This is a genomic window from Geomonas subterranea, assembly GCF_019063845.1.
GTDB classification, from domain to species: domain Bacteria; phylum Desulfobacterota; class Desulfuromonadia; order Geobacterales; family Geobacteraceae; genus Geomonas; species Geomonas subterranea.
The window spans coordinates 792,514-810,967 of record NZ_CP077683.1; the positions used below are offsets into that span (position 1 = coordinate 792,514).

The 18,454-nt window shown below is 61.5% G+C and carries 16 protein-coding genes; 4 read left to right on the forward strand and 12 right to left on the reverse strand.

Features of this window, described 5'->3' with window-relative positions:
• Positions 1-2 precede the first annotated feature (2 nt).
• Positions 3-236, forward strand: a complete 234-nt coding sequence (locus tag KP001_RS03495; RefSeq protein ID WP_217288199.1) for a DUF2442 domain-containing protein — start codon at positions 3-5, stop codon at positions 234-236.
• Between the two features lie 113 nt (positions 237-349).
• Here the strand turns inward: KP001_RS03495 and KP001_RS03500 are convergent, their stop codons facing one another.
• Positions 350-853 (reverse strand): ferritin-like domain-containing protein, encoded by a 504-nt coding sequence (locus tag KP001_RS03500; RefSeq protein WP_217288200.1) that lies wholly within the window; start codon positions 851-853, stop codon positions 350-352.
• Positions 854-1,080: 227 nt separating this feature from the next.
• Between KP001_RS03500 and KP001_RS03505 the strand changes: the two genes are divergently transcribed.
• Positions 1,081-2,700: an NADP-dependent glyceraldehyde-3-phosphate dehydrogenase gene (locus KP001_RS03505; RefSeq protein ID WP_217288201.1), complete on the forward strand. Its 1,620-nt coding sequence runs from the start codon at positions 1,081-1,083 to the stop codon at positions 2,698-2,700.
• Between the two features lie 8 nt (positions 2,701-2,708).
• Here KP001_RS03505 and KP001_RS03510 read toward each other — a convergent pair whose 3' ends face one another.
• Entirely contained in the window at positions 2,709-5,321 is a 2,613-nt protein-coding gene (locus tag KP001_RS03510; protein ID WP_217288202.1) for a GGDEF/EAL domain-containing response regulator, read from the reverse strand.
• Between the two features lie 282 nt (positions 5,322-5,603).
• On the opposite strand from KP001_RS03510, the gene pstS reads away from it, so the two are divergent.
• Positions 5,604-6,632 (forward strand): phosphate ABC transporter substrate-binding protein PstS, encoded by a 1,029-nt coding sequence (gene pstS, locus KP001_RS03515; RefSeq protein ID WP_217288203.1) that lies wholly within the window; start codon positions 5,604-5,606, stop codon positions 6,630-6,632.
• A gap of 554 nt (positions 6,633-7,186) precedes the next feature.
• On the opposite strand, the gene phoU is transcribed toward pstS, so the two are convergent.
• The 10 genes from phoU to KP001_RS03560 all read right to left on the reverse strand — a co-directional run bounded on the left by phoU (position 7,187) and on the right by KP001_RS03560 (position 16,676).
• A complete protein-coding gene (gene phoU / locus KP001_RS03520) occupies positions 7,187-7,858 on the reverse strand; it encodes a phosphate signaling complex protein PhoU (RefSeq protein WP_217288204.1) in 672 nt (223 codons plus the stop codon).
• A 47-nt stretch (positions 7,859-7,905) separates the two neighbouring features.
• Positions 7,906-8,664 carry a phosphate ABC transporter ATP-binding protein PstB gene (gene pstB, locus KP001_RS03525; RefSeq protein WP_217288205.1) on the reverse strand — a complete coding sequence of 253 codons (759 nt, stop codon included), beginning with the start codon at positions 8,662-8,664 and terminating at the stop codon, positions 7,906-7,908.
• A gap of 35 nt (positions 8,665-8,699) precedes the next feature.
• Positions 8,700-9,542 carry a phosphate ABC transporter permease PstA gene (pstA, locus tag KP001_RS03530; RefSeq protein ID WP_217288206.1) on the reverse strand — a complete coding sequence of 281 codons (843 nt, stop codon included), beginning with the start codon at positions 9,540-9,542 and terminating at the stop codon, positions 8,700-8,702.
• The gene (gene pstC / locus KP001_RS03535; protein WP_404813551.1) at positions 9,539-10,543 is read right to left on the reverse strand and encodes a phosphate ABC transporter permease subunit PstC; all 1,005 of its coding nucleotides are present in this window, start codon (positions 10,541-10,543) and stop codon (positions 9,539-9,541) included. The genes pstA and pstC overlap by 4 nt, the downstream gene beginning before the upstream one ends.
• A gap of 318 nt (positions 10,544-10,861) precedes the next feature.
• Entirely contained in the window at positions 10,862-10,993 is a 132-nt protein-coding gene (locus tag KP001_RS22180; RefSeq protein WP_275423347.1) for a hypothetical protein, read from the reverse strand.
• Positions 10,994-11,002: 9 nt separating this feature from the next.
• Positions 11,003-11,464, reverse strand: a complete 462-nt coding sequence (locus KP001_RS03540) for a universal stress protein (protein ID WP_217288207.1) — start codon at positions 11,462-11,464, stop codon at positions 11,003-11,005.
• A 62-nt stretch (positions 11,465-11,526) separates the two neighbouring features.
• Positions 11,527-13,080: a DHA2 family efflux MFS transporter permease subunit gene (locus KP001_RS03545; protein ID WP_217288208.1), complete on the reverse strand. Its 1,554-nt coding sequence runs from the start codon at positions 13,078-13,080 to the stop codon at positions 11,527-11,529.
• A 14-nt stretch (positions 13,081-13,094) separates the two neighbouring features.
• Entirely contained in the window at positions 13,095-14,225 is a 1,131-nt protein-coding gene (locus KP001_RS03550) for an HlyD family secretion protein (RefSeq protein ID WP_217288209.1), read from the reverse strand.
• A gap of 17 nt (positions 14,226-14,242) precedes the next feature.
• A complete protein-coding gene (locus tag KP001_RS03555; protein WP_217288210.1) occupies positions 14,243-15,697 on the reverse strand; it encodes an efflux transporter outer membrane subunit in 1,455 nt (484 codons plus the stop codon).
• A gap of 367 nt (positions 15,698-16,064) precedes the next feature.
• Positions 16,065-16,676, reverse strand: coding sequence for a TetR/AcrR family transcriptional regulator (locus KP001_RS03560; protein WP_217288211.1), 612 nt, complete (start codon positions 16,674-16,676; stop codon positions 16,065-16,067).
• 178 nt (positions 16,677-16,854) lie between these two features.
• Between KP001_RS03560 and KP001_RS03565 the strand changes: the two genes are divergently transcribed.
• A complete protein-coding gene (locus KP001_RS03565; protein ID WP_217288212.1) occupies positions 16,855-17,652 on the forward strand; it encodes an OmpA/MotB family protein in 798 nt (265 codons plus the stop codon).
• Positions 17,653-18,454 lie beyond the last annotated feature (802 nt).

Sequence of the window (18,454 nt, forward strand, 5' to 3'; positions counted from 1 at the left end):
TGATGGTAGATGTTGTAAAGGTCGTTCCGCAGGTTGATTTTCGATTGGATCTTTTCTACGCCAACGGAGAAAAGCGCCGGTTCGACATGCGGCCATTGCTCAAGATGAAGCCGTGGGATAAGGTTGCCGCTCCCGAAGTGTTCAAGCTGGCGCGTGCTGAATATGGCACTGTCGTCTGGCCGGGAGAGATCGATATCGCCCCGGAGACACTCTACGACGAGTCCGTGCCGATCTGACAGTGGAGGCGTAGTTGAGTATGTACCGGCCTTCTTCAAAGAGAGAGGCGCCGGAAAAAAAGCCCCGTCCGGAAGGACAGGGCTTTTTTAGTGTGCATAACTCGCGGAGGGGGCTACCCCTTCAGCGCTCCCACCAGCAGCTCGTAGTCCTCCAGAAGCGCCTGCAGGTCCTCCTCGTGCTCGACCTCCTGCTGCAGGATGGTGAGCACCATGTTGTAGGTGACCGGGTCCTTCTCGCGGGTCAGGTCCAAAAGCCTCTTGTACACGCCGATGGCGCACTGCTCACCCTTGATGTTCTGCTCCAGGATGGTCTTCACGAAGGGGTCGTCCGGCGCGTCGTAGCCGCAGTTGGTGAACTTGTACCACTCCTCGGGCTTGGTGACCGGGGTGCCGCCCAACTGGATGATGCGCAGGGCCACCATGTCGGCATGGGCCAACTCCTCGGTGGCGTGCACCAAAAGCTCCGCCCCGACCGCGTCCTTCATCGGCCCCTTCACAAGCTTCGCGCCCAGCCAGTACTGATAGTAGGCGAACCACTCGTCACAGAACGCACGGTTGAGCAGGGTCAGCAGTTCCTCGACGTCCATTCCGACTATTTCACGTCCCTTTGATCCCATATGCATATCTCCTTTTGCCGATCTTGTGTCATCGGGGAATAATCCAGACTCAATGGAGTATACTGGCGCTTTGTCATTGCGCAATGAGTGCCGCCTCTACAACAAGAGCCGATCAAACAGGTTGACCCTGCTTCTGTGTTGGCGTATAGCTCATGAGTGACGCTTCGCGTCGACCAGAGGCCGGATCCATCTCTCCGGCAATCACGTCTGTCAGCAAGGAAGGCAAAGTGAAGAAGAAGATCGCAGGACTGTCCCCGTTGCCGCAGGAAATCCCCGCCCCGTACCGCATTGAAAAACCCATCCGCCAGGACTACTACCTGATCGGCGGCGAGCTGCGCCGCTGGAACGGACCGATGCAGGAGGTGCTCTCGCCGGTGCAGGTGATGGACGGTGAGCACCCCCGGGCGCAGAGGATCGGGGAGGCGCCCGCGCTTTCCGTGGCCGCCTCGCTCGAGGCGCTCGACGTCGCAGTCACCGCCTACGACAACGGCCGGGGCGCCTGGCCCACCATGTCGGTCGGGGAGCGCATCAAGTGCGTGACCTGCTTCAGCCGCGCGGTGCGGGAAAAGCGCGGCGAGGTGGTGAAACTCCTCATGTGGGAGATCGGCAAGTCCTTGAAGGAGGCCGAGGCCGAATTCGACCGGGCGCTCGCCTACGTGAAGGACACCATCGATGCGCTCAAGGAACTGGACCGGGTTTCCTCACGCTTTGTCATCCAGCAGGGGATCATCGGGCAGATCCGCCGCGCGCCGCTCGGAGTCGTGCTCTGCATGGGGCCCTACAACTTCCCCCTGTACGAGACCTTCACCACGCTCATCCCCGCACTGGTGATGGGGAACACCATCATCCTCAAGCCGCCGCGCTTCGGCATCCTCCTGTTCGAGCCGCTCCTGGCCGCCTTTCGCGACTGCTTCCCGGCCGGTGTCATCAACACGGTGTACGGCGACGGCGAGGAGGTGCTCCCCCCCTTGATGGCCACCGGGCGCGTCGACGTGCTGGGCTTCATCGGCACCAGCCGCGTGGCCGACGCCCTGCGCGCGAGCCATCCCCGCCCGCACCGGCTACGCTGCGTGCTCGGGCTCGACGCCAAGAATCCGGCCATTATCCTTCCCGACGCGGATCTCGACCTCGCCGTCGAGGAATGTCTTTCCGGAGCCCTGGGGTTCAACGGCCAGCGCTGCACCGCGCTCAAGATCATCTTCGTGCACCGCACCATCGCCGACCGCTTCCTGGAGGGGATGGCGCAGGGGATCGCGTCGCTCACCTGCGGGGTCCCCTGGCAGGAGGATGTGGCCATCACGGCACTTCCCGAGCCCGAGAAACCGGAGTACCTGGAAGGACTTCTTCGCGACGCCGGGGCCCTCGGTGCCCGGGTGGTGAACCCCGGCGGCGGTACCAGGAGTGCCTCTTTCTTCTACCCGGCGCTCCTGTACCCGGTGACCTCGCGGATGCGGCTCTACCACGAGGAGCAGTTCGGCCCGGTGGTCCCGGTGGTGGTGTACGACGACTTGAAAGAGACCATCGACTACGTGGTGCAGTCCAACTACGGCCAGCAGGCGAGCATCTTCGGCAGGAACGAAGAGCAGTTGGCGCAGCTGATCGACGCCCTGGTGAACCAGGTCTGCCGCATCAATATCAACAGCAAGTGCCAGAGAAGCCCGGACAGCTTCCCCTTCAACGGCCGCAAGAACTCCGCCGAAGGGACCCAGTCCGTCGCCGACGCGCTGCGCGTCTTCTCCATCCGCATCGTGGTGGCGGCGCGCGAGACCGACGCCAACCGCGACATCATCACGGGCATCGTGAAGGAAAGGAAGTCCCACTTCCTCTCCACCGATTACATCCTCTGAGTTTGCGGTCAGGTTCGTGGCAGGAGTGACGGGGCAGGGGAGCGTTTCAGGTAGGGAACGATCTCTTCCGGCGGGAGAGGGCGGCTGAAGTAATACCCTTGGACGATGTCGCAGCACTGCCCCTGCAGGAAACGGCACTGCGCCTCGGTCTCCACCCCTTCCGCGACCACCTCCTTGCCCAGCGTGTGCGCGAGCGCGATGGTCGCAGCGGCGATTTCCGCATCGTCGGTGTCGGTGTCGATGTCTTTCACGAAGGAGCGGTCGATCTTCAGGCGGTGCACCGGGAAGAGCTTCAGGTAGCTCAGCGACGAGTAGCCGGTGCCGAAGTCGTCGATGGCCAGTTCCACCCCCATCTCCCTGAAGCCCCGCAGGTGCAGGATGGCTTCCGCCGGGTTGTCCATCGCCGAACTTTCCGTTATCTCCAGTTCCAAAAGATGGGATTCGATCCCGGTCTCCCGGAGGATGTCCAGCAAAAGGGCGGGGAGGTTGTTCTGTTTGAACTGGCGCGCCGACAGGTTGACCGATACCCTGAGCGGCGGGAGCCCCGCCGCGCGCCAGGAGGCGAGCTGGCGGCAGGCGCTTTTGAGCGCCACTTCCCCTATGGCGACGATCATCCCGGTTTCCTCCGCGACGGGTATGAATTTGTCTGGCGTCACCAGCCCGTGCACCGGGTGCTGCCAGCGTAGCAGCGCTTCCACCCCCACAACCTTCCCGCTGCACATTTCGATCTGCGGCTGGTAATGCAGCAGGAATTCCCCGCGCTCGATCGCCACCCTCAGGTCCCCCTCAAGCGCTAGCCTTTCCTGCACCGTCTCGTTCATCTCCTGGGTAAAAAACTGGTAGTTGTTCCGCCCGCCCGCCTTGGCGTGGTACATGGCCAGGTCCGCGTTCTTCATCAGGTCCTGGACCGTCTCTCCGTCGTCGGGAAAGATGCTGATGCCGATGCTCGGCGTGACGCTCAACTCGTGCCCCTCCACGTAGTAGCTCTGGGAGAGGGCGTGCTGGATCTTGCTCAGCGCGTGCGCCGCGGAGATGTTGGACCGGAGCAGGGGTAGCCCCACCACGAACTCGTCTCCTCCCAACCGGGCAACGATGTCCGCCGTCCGGATCGATTCCAGAAGGCGCCCCGCCACCTGGAAGAGCAACTGGTCGCCCACGTGGTGCCCCAGCGAATCGTTGATGTTCTTGAAGCGGTCCAGGTCGATGAAAATCAGCGCCAGGCGGCTCCCGCACCGCTTGGCGAGTTCCAGCGAGTGGGCCAGCCGTGCCATCAGGCTGAAGCGGTTGGGGAGCTTGGTGACCGGGTCGTAGTGCGCGAGGTACTCGATCTTCTGCGCATGCTGTTCCCGCTCTTTCAGGCGGCGCGCCGTTTCTTCCAGGAGAGCATGTTCCACCTCCAGTCTGCGGTCCTCCCGGACCATGTTGCCCAGCGCGAAGGAGATGTCCGCCCCCATCTGGCGCAGCAGTTCCACCTGCGGCCGGTCGAAATAGTTCTTCTTGTCCGCGTAAAGGGTCAGCGCCCCGATAACCCGTCCCTCCTGTTGCAACGCGATGCTCGCCGATGCATGGATGCCGTAGTCCCGCCCGCGGTCGTGCCAGGGGGCCGTGATGGGGGCGTTGAGGAAATCGTTGCAGATGTAGAAGCTCCCGTTCTTGATGGCGCTGGCCGTCGGGCCGCTGCCGGTCGATTCATCGTCCAGCGCGATGGTGACGCCGTTTAGGTAGGCGGTGGTGCCCCGCGCCGCGGCCACCCGCAGCGTCGACCCGGCTTCGTCGACCAGCCCCACCCAGGCAAGCTTGAAGCAGCCGTGATCAACCGCGATGCGGCAGAAATCATGGAACAGCGAATTGCGGTCCTTGATGTGCACCACCGCCTTGCTCGTTTCCGAGAGCACCGAGTGGAGCCGGTTCAGCCGCCGTACACATTCTTCGGCACTTTCCCTGTCGGCTATCTCCTGTCTGAGTTCGTTGATGGTGTTCCTGAGCTCCGCCGTCCTCTTGGCAACGCGGGTTTCGAGCTCCTCGTTAAGCCTTCTCAGCGCGGCCTGCGTTTTCGATATCTTTTCGTTCTTCTCGACCGCGAGTTCATAGGTGGCCAGTAAAAGGTCGATGATCTGCGGTTTGGACGCCGTGATGGCGTACCGGTTGCCGTAGTAATTGCAGGTGACCGCGCCGTCCTTTGCGGCGACGCAGCACTCCTGGTCCCGCCGCAATGCCGCCGCGACCCGCGAAAGCAGGATGTCCTTGTGGTAAGGCTTGGAGATGAAATAGTTGGCCCCGGCCTCGAGGCTGCGCAGCACGTGGGTCGGGTCGTTGAGGTGGGTGAGCAGGATGACGGGGAGCTGATTCGCCTGTTTCAGCCCCCTGATCCGGCGGCACAACTCGAAACCATCCATCTCCGGCATGAGGACGTCGCTGATCACCAGGTCCGGCTCGACAGCCTCGATTTGGGCGAGGGCCGCACTGCCGCCGTGGCAGACCTGCACGCGGTACCCTTCAGCCGTAAGAACGTATTCAAGCACTTTCGCCTGGGTTTCGCTATCGTCCACGAGCAGTATGGTGCACCCCGCCGCTAATCGCTTCCGGTCCGGTTTGAGCGCTTCATTGCTGGTGGTAGCCATCTCTTCCCCCACGTATAGTCCCGCAGGTCTCCTGCAGGCTTTTTCGCCGCTTCCCTTTCTAGTTTCACGATCGTTATCTCAAAAGCCGCAATGCGGCCTTTTGGATCATTTATTAATATCGTTTTATTTTTGAGTGGCAAGGATGAATGTCCGGCACAGGCCTCACACCGGCTGCGGCTGGAGGGTTGTCTGGATCCTTATTTCACAAACTCTTGCAGAGGTTGTAACCGGACCGAAACATAACCTCGCTATAGTCGCCTCAAAACCAAAGAGGAGGAAAAGATGATTCAGACCATTAAGAAAGCATTCCTTGCCCTTGCCCTCGTAGCCGCGGTCGGTGCCGCAGGCGAGGCGTCCGCCGAGACCCTGATCAACGGAGCAGGAGCCACCTTCCCGTACCCGTTGTACTCCAAGTGGTTCAGTGAGTACGCCAAGGTCGACAAGAGCGTTAAGTTCAACTATCAGTCCATCGGCAGCGGTGGCGGCATCAAGCAGATCACCGCGCAGACCGTCGACTTCGGCGCCAGCGACAAATTCCTCACCGACGCGGAGCTGAAGGGGGCACCGGGCAAACTGATCCACATCCCGACCGTCATGGGTGCCGTCGTGGTAACCTATAACCTCCCCGGCGTTCCTTCCGGTATCAAGCTCAACTCCGAAGACCTGGCCAACATCTACCTCGGCAAGATCACCAAGTGGAACGACCCGCGCATCGCCGATGACAACAAAGGTGTGAACCTGCCGGCGAAACCGATCATCGTCGTCCATCGCTCCGACGGCAGCGGCACCACCAGCATCTTCACCGACTACCTCACCGGCGTGAACGGGGAGTGGGCGCAGAAGGTAGGTAAAGGTGCGTCAGTGAAGTGGCCGGTCGGCCTGGGGGGCAAGGGGAACGAAGGAGTTGCAGGTCAGATCAAGACCACACCGTATTCCATCGGTTACGTCGAACTCGCCTATGCTTTCGAGAACAAGCTCCCCTACGCATCCTTGAAGAACAAGGCGGGCGTCTTCGTGGAGCCTTCCATCAAGTCCACCTCGGCCGCTGCGGCGGCAGCCGTGAAGGGAATGCCTGCGGACTACCGGATCTCCCTGGTGAACCAGCCGGGGAAGGATGCGTATCCGGTGGTCGGTTTCACCTGGCTGCTGGTCTACGAGAATCAGAAGGACCCGGTCAAAGGAAAGAAGCTGGTGGAGTTCCTGAACTGGAGCATGACCAAAGGGCAGAAGATGGCCGCTCCCATGCTCTACGCGCCGCTTCCGGAGAGCGTGGTGAAGATGGTGCAGAAGACCGTAAAGAGCATCAAGTAGTCCAGAAGCAACAAGCAGTTTCTCCATGATCCGGGTGTGTCGGCGCTATGCCGGCACACCCGTTTTTTTGTTTCGGCGGTAAACTTCCCCCTCCCAGCCTCCCCCCTCCAGGGGGAGGAGTTGATCGGCAACTCCTTCAGGCTTTGACCTGTCCGACCTGTCCGACCTGTCCGACCTGTCCGACCAGTCCGACCAGTCCGACCAGTCCGACCAGTCCGACCAGTCCGAGCCTGTCTGCCCCTGTCTGCCCTGTCTGCCCTGTCTGCCCCTGTCTGCCCCTGTCTGCTCCTGTCTGCCCCTGTCTGAGGCTGTCTGAGGCTGTCTGAGGCTTGCTAAGGCTTGCTAAGGCTTGCTAAGGCTTGCTAAGGCTTGCTAAGGCTTGCTAAGGCTTGCTCGGCCTTATTGGGGGGAGCGGGGGGGGGAGTGGTTGCAGTGGCGCTGGAGCTTACCCGGACCCGCGGGGGCCTTCTGGGGCCGGCCTCCAAAAAAAACGGCTGCCGGGGATCTCCCCGGCAGCCGTTGGCTGTCTTGCGGTGCAGGCTGGCTGGCGCCAGCTAGGCGATGGTGTGGCGGATATCCTTCCCCTTGATCATGAAGATCACCATCTCCGCGATGTTGGTGGCGTGGTCCGCGATACGCTCCAGGCATTTGGAGACATGGATGATCTTCATGGCGCGGCTGATGGTCTTCGGGTCACCCATCATGAAGGTCAAAAGCTCACGCTGGATCTGCTCGTTCAACTCGTCGACACACTGGTCATCCTGGCAGACCTTGATGGCGAGCGCATCGTCGCCGCGCACGAAGGCGTCGAGCGCCTCCTTAACCATGTCGGACGAGGCCTTTGCCATGCGCGGCAGGTCGATGTAGGGCTTTAGGGACGGCTCCTGGTTCAGCTCCCGCGCGCGCTTGCAGATGTTGGCACACTGGTCGCCGATCCGCTCCAGATCGGTCACGATCTTGAGCGCCAGCGTGATGAAGCGCAGGTCCCGTGCGGCCGGCTGCCGGCGCGCCAGCACCTCCAGGCACTTCTCGTCGATCACCATCTCCAGGGTGTTGATCTCGTGGTCGAAGGCGATGGTCCGCTCCGCCAGCTCCGTATCCCGTTCCACAAGGGATTTCATGGCGTTGGCGATCATCGACTCCACCTTGCCACCCATCTCCAGAAGTTTCTCGCGTATAACGTTCAGTTCGTTGTCGAACTGCTTGCTGAAATGTTCTCTCTCCATTTAGTGTCTCCGGTATTCCTTTCGATGGCGAAGTTGCGCTTTGTGCTCTAGCCGAAGCGACCGGTTATGTAATCCTCGGTCCGCTTTTCTTCGGGGGTGGTGAAGATCTTCTTGGTCTCGCCGCACTCCACGAGATCACCCATGTATAAAAAGGCGGTGTAGTCCGAGACGCGCGCGGCCTGCTGCATGTTGTGGGTGACGATGATGATGGTGTAGCGCTCCTTGAGTTCCTCGATCAGTTCCTCGATTTTCAACGTCGAGATGGGGTCGAGCGCGGAGGCGGGCTCATCCATGAGGATGACCTCCGGCTTGACCGCGATGGTCCTCGCGATGCATAGGCGCTGCTGCTGACCGCCGGAGAGCATCATGGCGTTGCTCTTCAGGCGATCCTTAACCTCGTCCCAGAGCGCCACGCGCTTCAGGCAACTCTCGACGATCTCGTCCGCCTCCTCGCGGGGAAGCCTGCCGTTCAACTTGTAGCCGGCGATCACGTTGTCATAGATCGACATGGCCGGGAACGGGTTCGGCTTCTGGAACACCATGCCGACGCGACGGCGGATGGCCACCGGGTCGACTCCCCTGTCGTAGATGTCGCCGTCGTCCACCAGGATCTTCCCGGTGACGCGCGCGGAGGGAACCAGGTCGTGCATCCGGTTCATGGAGCGCAAGAGCGTCGATTTACCGCAGCCCGACGGCCCAATGATGGCGGTGACGCTGTGTTCCGGGAAGGTCATGCTGATGTCGCGCACGGCGTGGGTCTTGCCGAAGTGAATGTTGACCTGGTCCAGTTGTACCTTGTTGTTCATCTGTTTCCTCTTTTCGATTCGAAACTCTACGTTGGCTATCTCGCCTGCCCGGTCCGGCCGAAGTAGCGGGCGGTGAGGCTCAGGGCGAACATGACGGTCACCAGCACCAGCGCACCCGCCCAGGCCAGCCGGTGCCAGTCCTCGTACGGGGCGATGGCGAAGCTGAAGATCTGCAGGGGGAGCGCTGCCATCGGTTGCAGGACGTTCTTGCTCCAGAACTGGTTGCCGAGCGCGGTGAACAGAAGCGGCGCCGTTTCGCCGGCTATCCTCGCCACCGCGAGCAGCACGCCGGTGAGGACGCCCGAGAGGGCGCTTCTCAGGGTGACCTTGAGGCTCGTGCGCCAGAAGGGGACGCCAAGCGCAAGCGACGCCTCGCGCAGCGAACCGGGGACCATCTTCAACTGCTCCTCCGTGGTGCGAAGCACGATGGGAATCATGATCATGGCGAGCGCGACCGATCCGGCGAGGCCGGAAAACCCCTTCATCGGCACCACGAGCAGCGTGTAGGCGACCATTCCGGTGATAATGGACGGGGTGCCCGAGAGGACGTCGGCGGCGAACCGGATCAGGGTGGAGACCTTGGAACCGCCGAATTCGGAGAGGTAGATGGCACCGAGGATGCCGACGGGAAGCCCGAAGAGGGAAGCCCCACCGATCATGATCAGCGACCCGAGCATCCCGTTGGCCATGCCGCCTCCAGGCTCGCCCGTTGGCGCGGGGGCATGGGTGAAGAAATCGAGGGAGAGCGAGCTGACCCCCATCTTCAGGATGTGGAAGAAGATGAGCCCCAGGGGTATCAGCACGGCCAGCGTGCAGGCCAACATCACCCCGCTCATCAGGTGGTTCTTTGCCTTGCGGAACCCGACACTGCGCATCATGCCGCACCTCCCTTGGCGCTTCTGGACACGCTCCAGATCAAAAGCCTCGCCATGGCGTTGACGATCAGGGTGACCAGCATCAGGATCAGTCCGATTTCCATGAGCGCCGAGGCGTGCAGCTTCGACGTGGTCTCGGCGAACTCGTTGGCGATTACGCTGGGCATGGTGTAGGCGGGGGAGAGGAGCGACAGCGATATGTTGGGCGCGTTGCCGATGACCATGGTGACGGCCATGGTTTCGCCGATGGCCCTCCCCAGCCCGAGGATGGCGGCACCGAGGATGCCGGACTTGCCGTAGGGGAGGATGGCGATCTTGATGGTCTCCCAGCGGGTGGCGCCCAGGGCGATGGCGGCCTCCTTCTGGCTCTGCGGCACCGCCAGCAGCACCTCGCGGGTGATCGAGGTGATGATCGGCACCACCATGATCATCAGGATGAAGACGGCCGCCAGCATGCTGACACCGTAGGGGGCGCCCTCGAAGAACGGGATAAAGCCGAAGTGCTCGATCAGGAAAGGCTGGACCGTGCTCTGCAGCCAGGGCGCCATCACCAGTACGCCCCAAAGGCCGTAGATGACCGAGGGAATGGCGGCCAGCAATTCCACGAGCGGCGCCATCAGGGAGCCGAGTCGCCCCGGGGCCACCTCGGTTATGAAGAGCGCCGCGCCGATACTCAACGGGGTGGCGAGCAGCAAGGCCAGCACCGAGGAAACCACCGAGCCGTACAGGTAGGGCAGGGCACCGAACTGTCCCTGCACCGCGTCCCATTCCTTCGAGGTCACGAACTTCCAGCCGAATTCCCTGATGGCCGGCAAGCTCTCTCCGGTCATCTCGTAGAGCATGAGCGCCAGTATGGCGAGGATGCTGAAGGCGAAAAAGGTGGTCAGGTAGCGAAAGACGGCGTCTCCGCCCAGTTTCTTGGCCGGGGCCGGTTCGGTCCTCTTGCTCGCCGCGTCGGGCCGGTCCGTTTCATGTGTGCAGCAGGAACGCATCTCTAACTCCACGTATTTTCCTCCACGGGGGGGTCTCCCGGATCTGGCCGAGGGACCGCTTCAGATACGCCCACAGATTGGGGCATTGATGTTACAGCTTCGTTACAGTTGACCGAAATGTTCATGAACAACTATTTGGGGGGGCAGCGGGGGGAGAGGGGGATTCAGGTATGGCATGGACGGCTGGAATCACGCAGTGGCCGGCGGAGGTCTGGTGTTCGCTGTCATTGGGCGAGGTGACGTCATTTTTTCCGTGAGAAGAAGCAGATCGCCGCAATGACAGCCCAGCAGACGCTCATCCCCAATATCAGAGCGTTGGTCAGCATAGCGTCAATGCCTGGCCAGTAGATGCATGAGGTTGATGGGGAGGTCCTCCGGTGTCTCGCTGACCAGAATGAAGAAACAGACGGAGATCACGACGAGGGCGAACACGCAGTAAAATAGCAGCCTGGTTGTTTCCATTTCAGTACCTCAAGCTACCTGGTCGGTAGAGCGATGCACCAGCACCGGGATGGTAGAGTGGGTGAGCACCTTCTGAGTCTCGCTGCCGAGCAAAAAACCGCTGATACCCCGCCGCCCGTGCGACGCCATGAAGATGAGGTCGCACTCGTTTTCGGTTGCCGCTTCGATGATCGCTTCATACGGCTCGGTGCTCAAGAGGGCCGCCTTCCCGCACGCGACGCCGGCTGCCTCGGCTCGTTTTTGCGCCGCGTCGAGAATCTCATTGGCGGCCTCCACCATTTTTTCACGATAAGCGGTGCAGGTGTGGGCATCGAAGATGGCGCCCTCGGCGAAGTACATCTTGGGTAACGGCTGTACCGCACAGAAAAAGGTGATGCGGGCACCCGCCTCGCTGGCAAACGAGATGGCGCGGGTGACGGCCTCCTGGGAGAGCGGGGAACCGTCGGTGGGGACAAGCAGGTGTCTGAACATGGCAATCTCCTGTAGGTGATCAAGCGGCAAAAAAACCGGCATAACCCGAAGTGAATCGTCGATCAATGTCCGCCCGCGGACGGGTCAACCACCCGGCTTGGTCGCGGCGCAATCCAGATCACCGAGGCGGCGATGAAGAACGCGATGCCGATGGCCCACATCAGCTGGTTGGTGGCCAGCATGACGCTTTGCCCCGTGATCATGTAGTCGATGACCTGGGTCACCGCCTCGCCGGGCGCCCCCGAAGCCGTCAGCATGGTGGCCACGCCCTGGTCGCTGTCGGTGAGGCCCACCAGTTCGGCATGGTTCCGGGTGATCTGGTTGGCCCAGACGGTGGTCACGCACGAGGTCGCGAAGGCGCCGGAGAGGGTGCGCAGGAAGTTCATCAGCCCGGCAGCAGAGTCCATCTCGCGCTCCTCGACACTCGCGAGGGCCAATCCCGTGGTGGGGATGAAGAAAAAGGGGAGGCCGAATCCCAGGAACACCAGCGGCACCGCTATGTTCCAGAAGGTCATGTCGGTGTTGGCCACGGTGCGCCAAAGGGTATCGAGGCCAAGCCAGATGACGCCTCCGAACACCAGCTTGCGGGCGTCGACCCTGGTCGCCATCTGCGCCACCAGCGGCGCTATGAAGAAGGCTGCCAGGCCGGTCCCGGCGGTGGCGAGGCCCGCCTGGGTCGCCGTGTACCCCATGAAATTCTGGAGCCAAAGCGGCGTCAGCACGCTCACCCCGAAGAAGGCGGCGAAGGCGAGGCTGATGGTCAGCACGCATGCAGAGAAGCCGCGATGGCGGAATACCTTGAGGTCGACCACGGGATGCTCCTCGTACAGTTCCCAGATGATGAAGGCGGCGAAGGCGATGGCGGCGATGATGGCCAGGGTGACGATCTTGGTGGAGGCGAACCAGTCCAGGTCCTTCCCTTCATCGAGCATGAGCTGCAGCGTCGCGACCCATACGATGAGCAGGGCCAGCCCGACCCGGTCGATGGGGTTACGAACCAGCGGCTCGCTGTAGCGCTTCAATAGCTGCCAGGCGAAGAAGCCGCCGGTGAAGGCGATGGGGAGGTTGATGTAGAAGATCCAGGACCAGCTGTATTCATCGCAGAAATAGCCCCCCAGGATCGGACCGAGGACCGGGGCGATCAGCGTGGTCATCGACCACAGCCCTATGGCCGCTGCCGTTTTCTCCTTCGGGAAGATCCGCATCAACAGGGTCTGCGACAAGGGCATCAGCGGCCCCCCGGAAAAGCCCTGGAATATGCGGGCCGCGACCAGAAGCCCCAGGGAGTTGGCCAGGCCCGAGACCAGCGAGAAAAAGCCGAACAGCACCATCGCCCCGACGAATACCCGCACCGCTCCGTAACGAGCCGACAGCCAGCCGGTGAGCGGCACCGTGATGGCTTCACCGACCGCGTAGGAGGTGATGACCCAGGTACCCTGGCTGACGGTCGCCCCGAGGCTTCCGGCGATGTTGGGGACGGCGACGTTGGCGATGGTCATGTTGAGGACGGCAATGAAGTTGGCTGCCGCGAGGATGATGGCCGCCAGCCAGAGCATCCCCCCGGCAAGCGGAGCGTTCTCGTCGGCAACTGCGGTTGAAACTGTTGCTGCATCCATGGTCATCTCCGGCTCTAGTTCTTGCGCGTGTCTATTTCGGCGCTCATGGAGAGCCCCACCTTGAGCGGGTTCTTCTCCAACTCCCCCGGGTTCAGCTTGATCCGTACCGGCAGACGCTGGACCACCTTGATCCAGTTGCCGGTGGCGTTTTGGGCGGGAATGGCCGAGAAGGCGGAACCGGAACCACCGGAAAAGCCCTCGACGCTGCCGTGGTAGGTGACCGACTTGCCATAGATATCCGCGTGCAGGGTGACCGGTTGGCCGACACGTACCTTCTTCAACTGCACTTCCTTGAAGTTGGCGTCGACGTGCATCTGCTGTACGGGGACCACCGAAAGCAGGGGCACGCCAGCCTGCACGCGCTGGCCGACCTGTACCTGGCGTTTGGCCACGATGCCGTCCATAGGGGCGCGGATCACGGTCCGTTCCAGGTCGACCGCAGCCTGGTCGCGACGGGCGCGGGCCAGCGCCACCTCGGGGTTCGTCTCCACCGTCGTACCGGCGATGAGGACGGCGTTGGCCTCGCGGGCGCTGAGAGCCGTGCTGCGGTTGGCGCTTGCTTGGGCGATGGCGGCGCGGGTCCCGTCAAGGTTGGCCTTCGCCGCGGCAAAGGCGTTCTGGGCGCGCGTCAATTCGTCCCCCGATACCGACCCCGATGCCGAAAGGGTCTCGCGCCGCTTCAGGTCGATGCGGGCCCGCTCGAAATCGGCCTGGGCGGAGCGAAGCTGGGCGTCGGCGCGGCTTTCATCGGCGTCGCGCGCGGTGATCTGGGCGTTGAGACTGCCATCGTTGGCCAGGTACCCCTTGACACGGCGCACCGCCCGGCCGAGGTCGGCCTCCGCCTGGGCCAGGGCGAGCCTCGCGTCGGTCTGGTCTATCCGCACCAGGACGTCCCCCTTCTTGACCGCCTGGGTATCGGTTACCAGCACCTCGGCGATGGTCCCACCCACCGACGGGGTCACCTGTGCGACCTCGACCGCCGTGTAGGCGTTGTCGGTGGAGACGAAGTTCGAGCCGTACAAAACGCCGTAAGCCGTGGCGCTTGCGCCAGAGACAACGACGACTGCGGCGAGGGCGAGCAGCAGTTTCTTGCGGCGGTTGGTTTTGGTCACATCGGTAGGAATCGATTTGGTCGTGTCAGGCATGGTGCATCCTTCTCCTGTTAGCTGTTTTTGAACTGGTATCCGCCGCCAAGGGCGCGCTGCAAGGTGATGTCCAGAGTCAACGCCCGGGACTTTAGAGCCGTAAGAGAGCGCTGGTTGTTTAACAGGACATCTTCCGCATAAAGAACTTCGATAAAGTTGGCCAGCCCGCCTTCATAGCGGTCGCGCGCCACCCGGTGCGCCTCGGCCGCCTCCCTGACCGCTTCCTCTGCTTTTTCCACTTGTCGTGCCAGGGCCTTGATGCTGAGCGCGGCGCCGGCCACTTCTTCCAGGGCATGGGTCACCGTAGCGTTGTAATTGGCCACCATCTCGTCATAGGCCGCGCTGGTGGCACGCAGTTCACCCTGCAGACGTCCGGCGGTGAATAGGGGCAGGGATACCGCCGGTCCGATGCCGCCGATATCCGATCCCGCTTTGGTTAGGTTATTGAGCCCCAGCGATTGCACCCCGATGAAGGCGGAGAGGTTGACGTTGGGGTAGAACTCCGCCTTTTTCTGGGCGATGCGGTGCGACTGTGCCTCGGCCAAAAGACGGGCCATGATCACGTCCGGGCGCCGCCCCAAGAGGTTGACAGCCAGTTCCGGGGGGAGCCCAAAATGGCCGCCGAGGTCGACCTTGGGACGCTTGATGGACAGGGCCCGGTCCGGCCCGGCACCGGCCAGGGACGCCAGGCGGTTGCAGGTGAGGCCGATCTGCTCCTCGATGGAGAGAAGTTCCCCTTGTGCTCCGGCCAGCCTGGCCTTGGCCTCGCTGACGCTCCCCTGGGTCTCCATGCCGTTTTGGAAGCGCTCGTTGAAAAGCTCGACCGTCTTGCTGCGGATCTCGACGGTACGGACGGCGGTATCCCGCAGGGCATGGAGCTTTGCCAGGTCCGCGTAGTTGATGGCGATTGCAGCCGCGAGGTTTAGCTGCACCAGCGCCGCTTCGGCTCGGCTCGCTTCACGTTGGGATGTGGCCGCGGACACTGCCGCACGGTTCTTGCCCCAGAAATCGATCTCCCAGTTCAGGTTGATGGTGCCGATCCCGTAATCCTGCCAGCCGCCCGGGGTCATGGTACCGGGAGTGAGGTAGTTGTAACTGAGCTTCTGCTCGGCCACCGAGGCATTGGCGCTTACCTGCGGCAAGAGGGTGGAACCTGACACCTTGAGGTAGGCTTCGGCGCGCCGCATGCGTGCCGCTGCCGCAGCCATGTCCGGTGCATCGCGCAGCGCCTCGTCAATCAGTGTGACCAGTTGCGCATCGCCGTACGACTGCCACCAGCGTTCCGCCGGCCAATTGGCTGCCGGTGCGGAGAATGAGGCGGCACTCTCGTACTCCGCTGGAGCTTTCATCATTCCTGGTTGGCCGACGTCGGGCAGCATGGCGCAACCACTGAGGCTAGTGGCGATAGCTAAAGCCGATGCGACGACTATCGACCTCGCCGCCGAAATGGTGGGTGGGGGGGTAAGGGTCATCTAGTGCTCTCCTTTATGCCAAAACTGTACTGTACGGTACATAAAAGATTTGGCGAAGTCAAGCATCAAAAAGTGGTGGGCAGAAGAGAGTAGAGCTGTGTGTGAGGCGGAATGCCGTAACGCCGAACGGGAGTAGAAGGAGAAGGGATGTGCCGTTGGAAATGCAGTTAAAGAGGGTGCTGATCCCGGGGCAATGCTATTGAGAGGTGCGACTGGCTGATGCAGGTGAGTGCTGGCGCGACTAACGGCCAGGTCCTGCGGCCAGGTCCTGCGGCCGGGGATGGAGGGGGAGGGGGAGGGGGCTAGCTTCTGGTGCAAGCAGAGTTCAGGTGTTGGTCACGTTAGGCTGCGTATCCGACTCAGATGGTCACGGTTTGGGCGCGTAGGCAGCCATAAAGACCTCTATGGCACGGGTGGTGGCCTCGGTGATTTCGGCCTCGGTGAGTTCCTCGGTGGAGAGGTGGAAAAGGAATCGGTCGATGAATTCCGACTCCAACAGGCTGATCAGGTGGCGGGTTGCGATCTCGGGTGGGGCTTGCCTGAGTTTTCCTGCAGCCATCGATTCTTTCAGGAACTCCGCAACCAGCTTTTGGCTGCGCATGACACCACGTTCGTATATGACTCGGCCCAGCTCGGAGTGTTTGGCCTGGGCGATCGCCATGTGGCGGCTCGCCTGAATCTCGTGCGAGTAGAGAAATGACAGTAGTTTCTTTCCGAAGGTCCTGAGAGAATCGGCAATATCGCCCGTTGATTTGTCTATGCAGGCATGAACCGCGTCGAACTCGGCCTGCGTCGATTGCAGGATCACTTCGGCAAACAGTTCCTCCTTGGAGGGGAAGTAATTGTAGATCGTGGCCTTCGATCCACCGACCCTGGAACAGATCTCGGACATGGAGGTGCGCTCAAATCCCATGGCCCGGAAAGCCTGGGCCGCTTCATTCACGATGGCCTGCCTTTTTTCTTCCGATTTCGTCTTCATTGCCAGTACTCCACGCACCACCAGAATTTTGGGATTGCATTCTACACGACGTTGTTATATTTTGTCCACATGGAAAACTGTACTGTATGGTACACTTTTGAACGCCGAATCTGCCCGCTGCCTGCGACCTGATCCGGCTCTTGCAGCGGGGCAGCATCAGGCATGAAGGAGCAACGTCATGGCCAGGAAAAAGGAACCGGATAAAGAACCCAATCACGAGCGCTGGCTGGTGTCTTACGGAGACCTGCTCACATTGCTCTTCGCCGTTTTCGTAACCCTCTATGCCATGTCCCAGGCGGACGCAAAGAAAGCCCAGCAGGTCGCCGACTCCTTCCAGAACGCCCTCGGCATCACGTCTGTTGGCAGCAAACCTGCGGTCATTGACAGCGGCAGTGTCGGTGCCGTACCCGGTGCGCCGCAGCGGCAGCCGGTCGCAGCACGCCTGCCTGCGTTAGTGGGAGGGAAGCCATTGGCAGGAGAGTTGGAGATCCAGGGCATGAAGAGAATGCTCGACGCCTACCTCGCCAAGACCGGGTTTTCTGATCGGGTCAAGATCTCCTTGAATCAGAGAGGTCTCGTGGTGAGACTGGAAGACGGTGTCTTTTTCAACTCCGGCAGCGCCGAGGTCAATACGGAATCTTTGGCTATCGTGGAGGCCATAGCAGGAATTCTGACCCAGCACGCCAACCGATGCCGGGTGGAGGGACACACCGACGACAGACCGATCTCAACCGGACGGTTTCCTTCCAACTGGGACCTTTCCACCGCCCGTGCTACTTCCCTCGTCAAACTGCTCACCCGACGCTACGGCGTCGACCCTAGGGGCATCTCAGCTGCCGGGTACGCCGAATACCAGCCCATAGCGGCCAATTCCACGGCTGAAGGACGGGCTCAGAACCGCCGGGTCGAGATCGTCGTGCTGGCGAATGAACCTGTACTGCCTCCGAGCCCTGCCCCCGCGACCGGATCCCCGTAAAGCCATTTCTCTCTGCCTCCCAAATGCGCGAGTTCGCCTATGGCCGGATTACCTGTATCGTGATCGGTATCGTCTTGACGGCGGCCGTAACGGCACTTTTCACGCTTCACGCCGCGTTCGCCCGCTAGGAGTTGGAACTGCGCCTTCAGACGGTGACCGCGGACGCCATGCTCTGGCTTGCGGCACTGCTTGGTCATGTACGCAACGACAAGGTAGCGAGGGCTTAACGCGCGCGGCTCGTGGATTTGGCGGGCCTTCAGGCCTTTCTCGACCCGATGGGAGCCGCCTCTCCCGGCTTCAGAAAACGCAAGCGGCACGCGGGGAGCCTTATTGCCGCTCCGCTCCTTGCTGGCTGTCAGACGTCTCTCCGCGGAGCAACTTCAATATGTGATTAGCACCGCCGCTGGTAAACAAAAAGGCCCTGATATCTCAGGGCCTTTTGTCTAGACTGGTATGTCTGTGTTTAAGCTTGGTGGGCGAGACGGGAAAACCCACCAACTCGCCAACTCAGTGTAATCGCAAGGGAAGCTCCTGGATAGATGGAGCAAAATGTTGGCAGGATGTTGTCAACAAGATAGCAGACCCGCAGTGAGATAGCAACGGCTGTGTGCTCTGTCACCCGATATGCAACCTCTCTAAGCCCGTAACGTACAAATATATAGTTCGATATTAAACTATTTGTCAGGGGTTACCGTAGTATTCCCGAAGTCTCCATCCTCTCCCCAGATCTAGTACACGTCACCCAGCACATCGACACCACCCAAAATGGGTAACTCCCCCCCACCCTCTTTCCTTTCGCAGA

Excerpts from the sequence above, each read along its gene's own strand:
- KP001_RS03495 (WP_217288199.1), top strand. The coding sequence starts at position 3 with ATGGTAGATGTTGTAAAGGTCGTTCCGCAGGTTGATTTTCGATTGGAT.
- KP001_RS03500 (WP_217288200.1), bottom strand. The coding sequence starts at position 853 with ATGGGATCAAAGGGACGTGAAATAGTCGGAATGGACGTCGAGGAACTG.
- KP001_RS03510 (WP_217288202.1), bottom strand. The coding sequence starts at position 5,321 with ATGGCTACCACCAGCAATGAAGCGCTCAAACCGGACCGGAAGCGATTA.
- pstS (WP_217288203.1), top strand. The coding sequence starts at position 5,604 with ATGATTCAGACCATTAAGAAAGCATTCCTTGCCCTTGCCCTCGTAGCC.
- phoU (WP_217288204.1), bottom strand. The coding sequence starts at position 7,858 with ATGGAGAGAGAACATTTCAGCAAGCAGTTCGACAACGAACTGAACGTT.
- pstB (WP_217288205.1), bottom strand. The coding sequence starts at position 8,664 with ATGAACAACAAGGTACAACTGGACCAGGTCAACATTCACTTCGGCAAG.
- pstA (WP_217288206.1), bottom strand. The coding sequence starts at position 9,542 with ATGATGCGCAGTGTCGGGTTCCGCAAGGCAAAGAACCACCTGATGAGC.
- KP001_RS22180 (WP_275423347.1), bottom strand. The coding sequence starts at position 10,993 with ATGGAAACAACCAGGCTGCTATTTTACTGCGTGTTCGCCCTCGTCGTG.
- KP001_RS03540 (WP_217288207.1), bottom strand. The coding sequence starts at position 11,464 with ATGTTCAGACACCTGCTTGTCCCCACCGACGGTTCCCCGCTCTCCCAG.
- KP001_RS03545 (WP_217288208.1), bottom strand. The coding sequence starts at position 13,080 with ATGGATGCAGCAACAGTTTCAACCGCAGTTGCCGACGAGAACGCTCCG.
- KP001_RS03550 (WP_217288209.1), bottom strand. The coding sequence starts at position 14,225 with ATGCCTGACACGACCAAATCGATTCCTACCGATGTGACCAAAACCAAC.
- KP001_RS03555 (WP_217288210.1), bottom strand. The coding sequence starts at position 15,697 with ATGACCCTTACCCCCCCACCCACCATTTCGGCGGCGAGGTCGATAGTC.
- KP001_RS03560 (WP_217288211.1), bottom strand. The coding sequence starts at position 16,676 with ATGAAGACGAAATCGGAAGAAAAAAGGCAGGCCATCGTGAATGAAGCG.
- KP001_RS03565 (WP_217288212.1), top strand. The coding sequence starts at position 16,855 with ATGGCCAGGAAAAAGGAACCGGATAAAGAACCCAATCACGAGCGCTGG.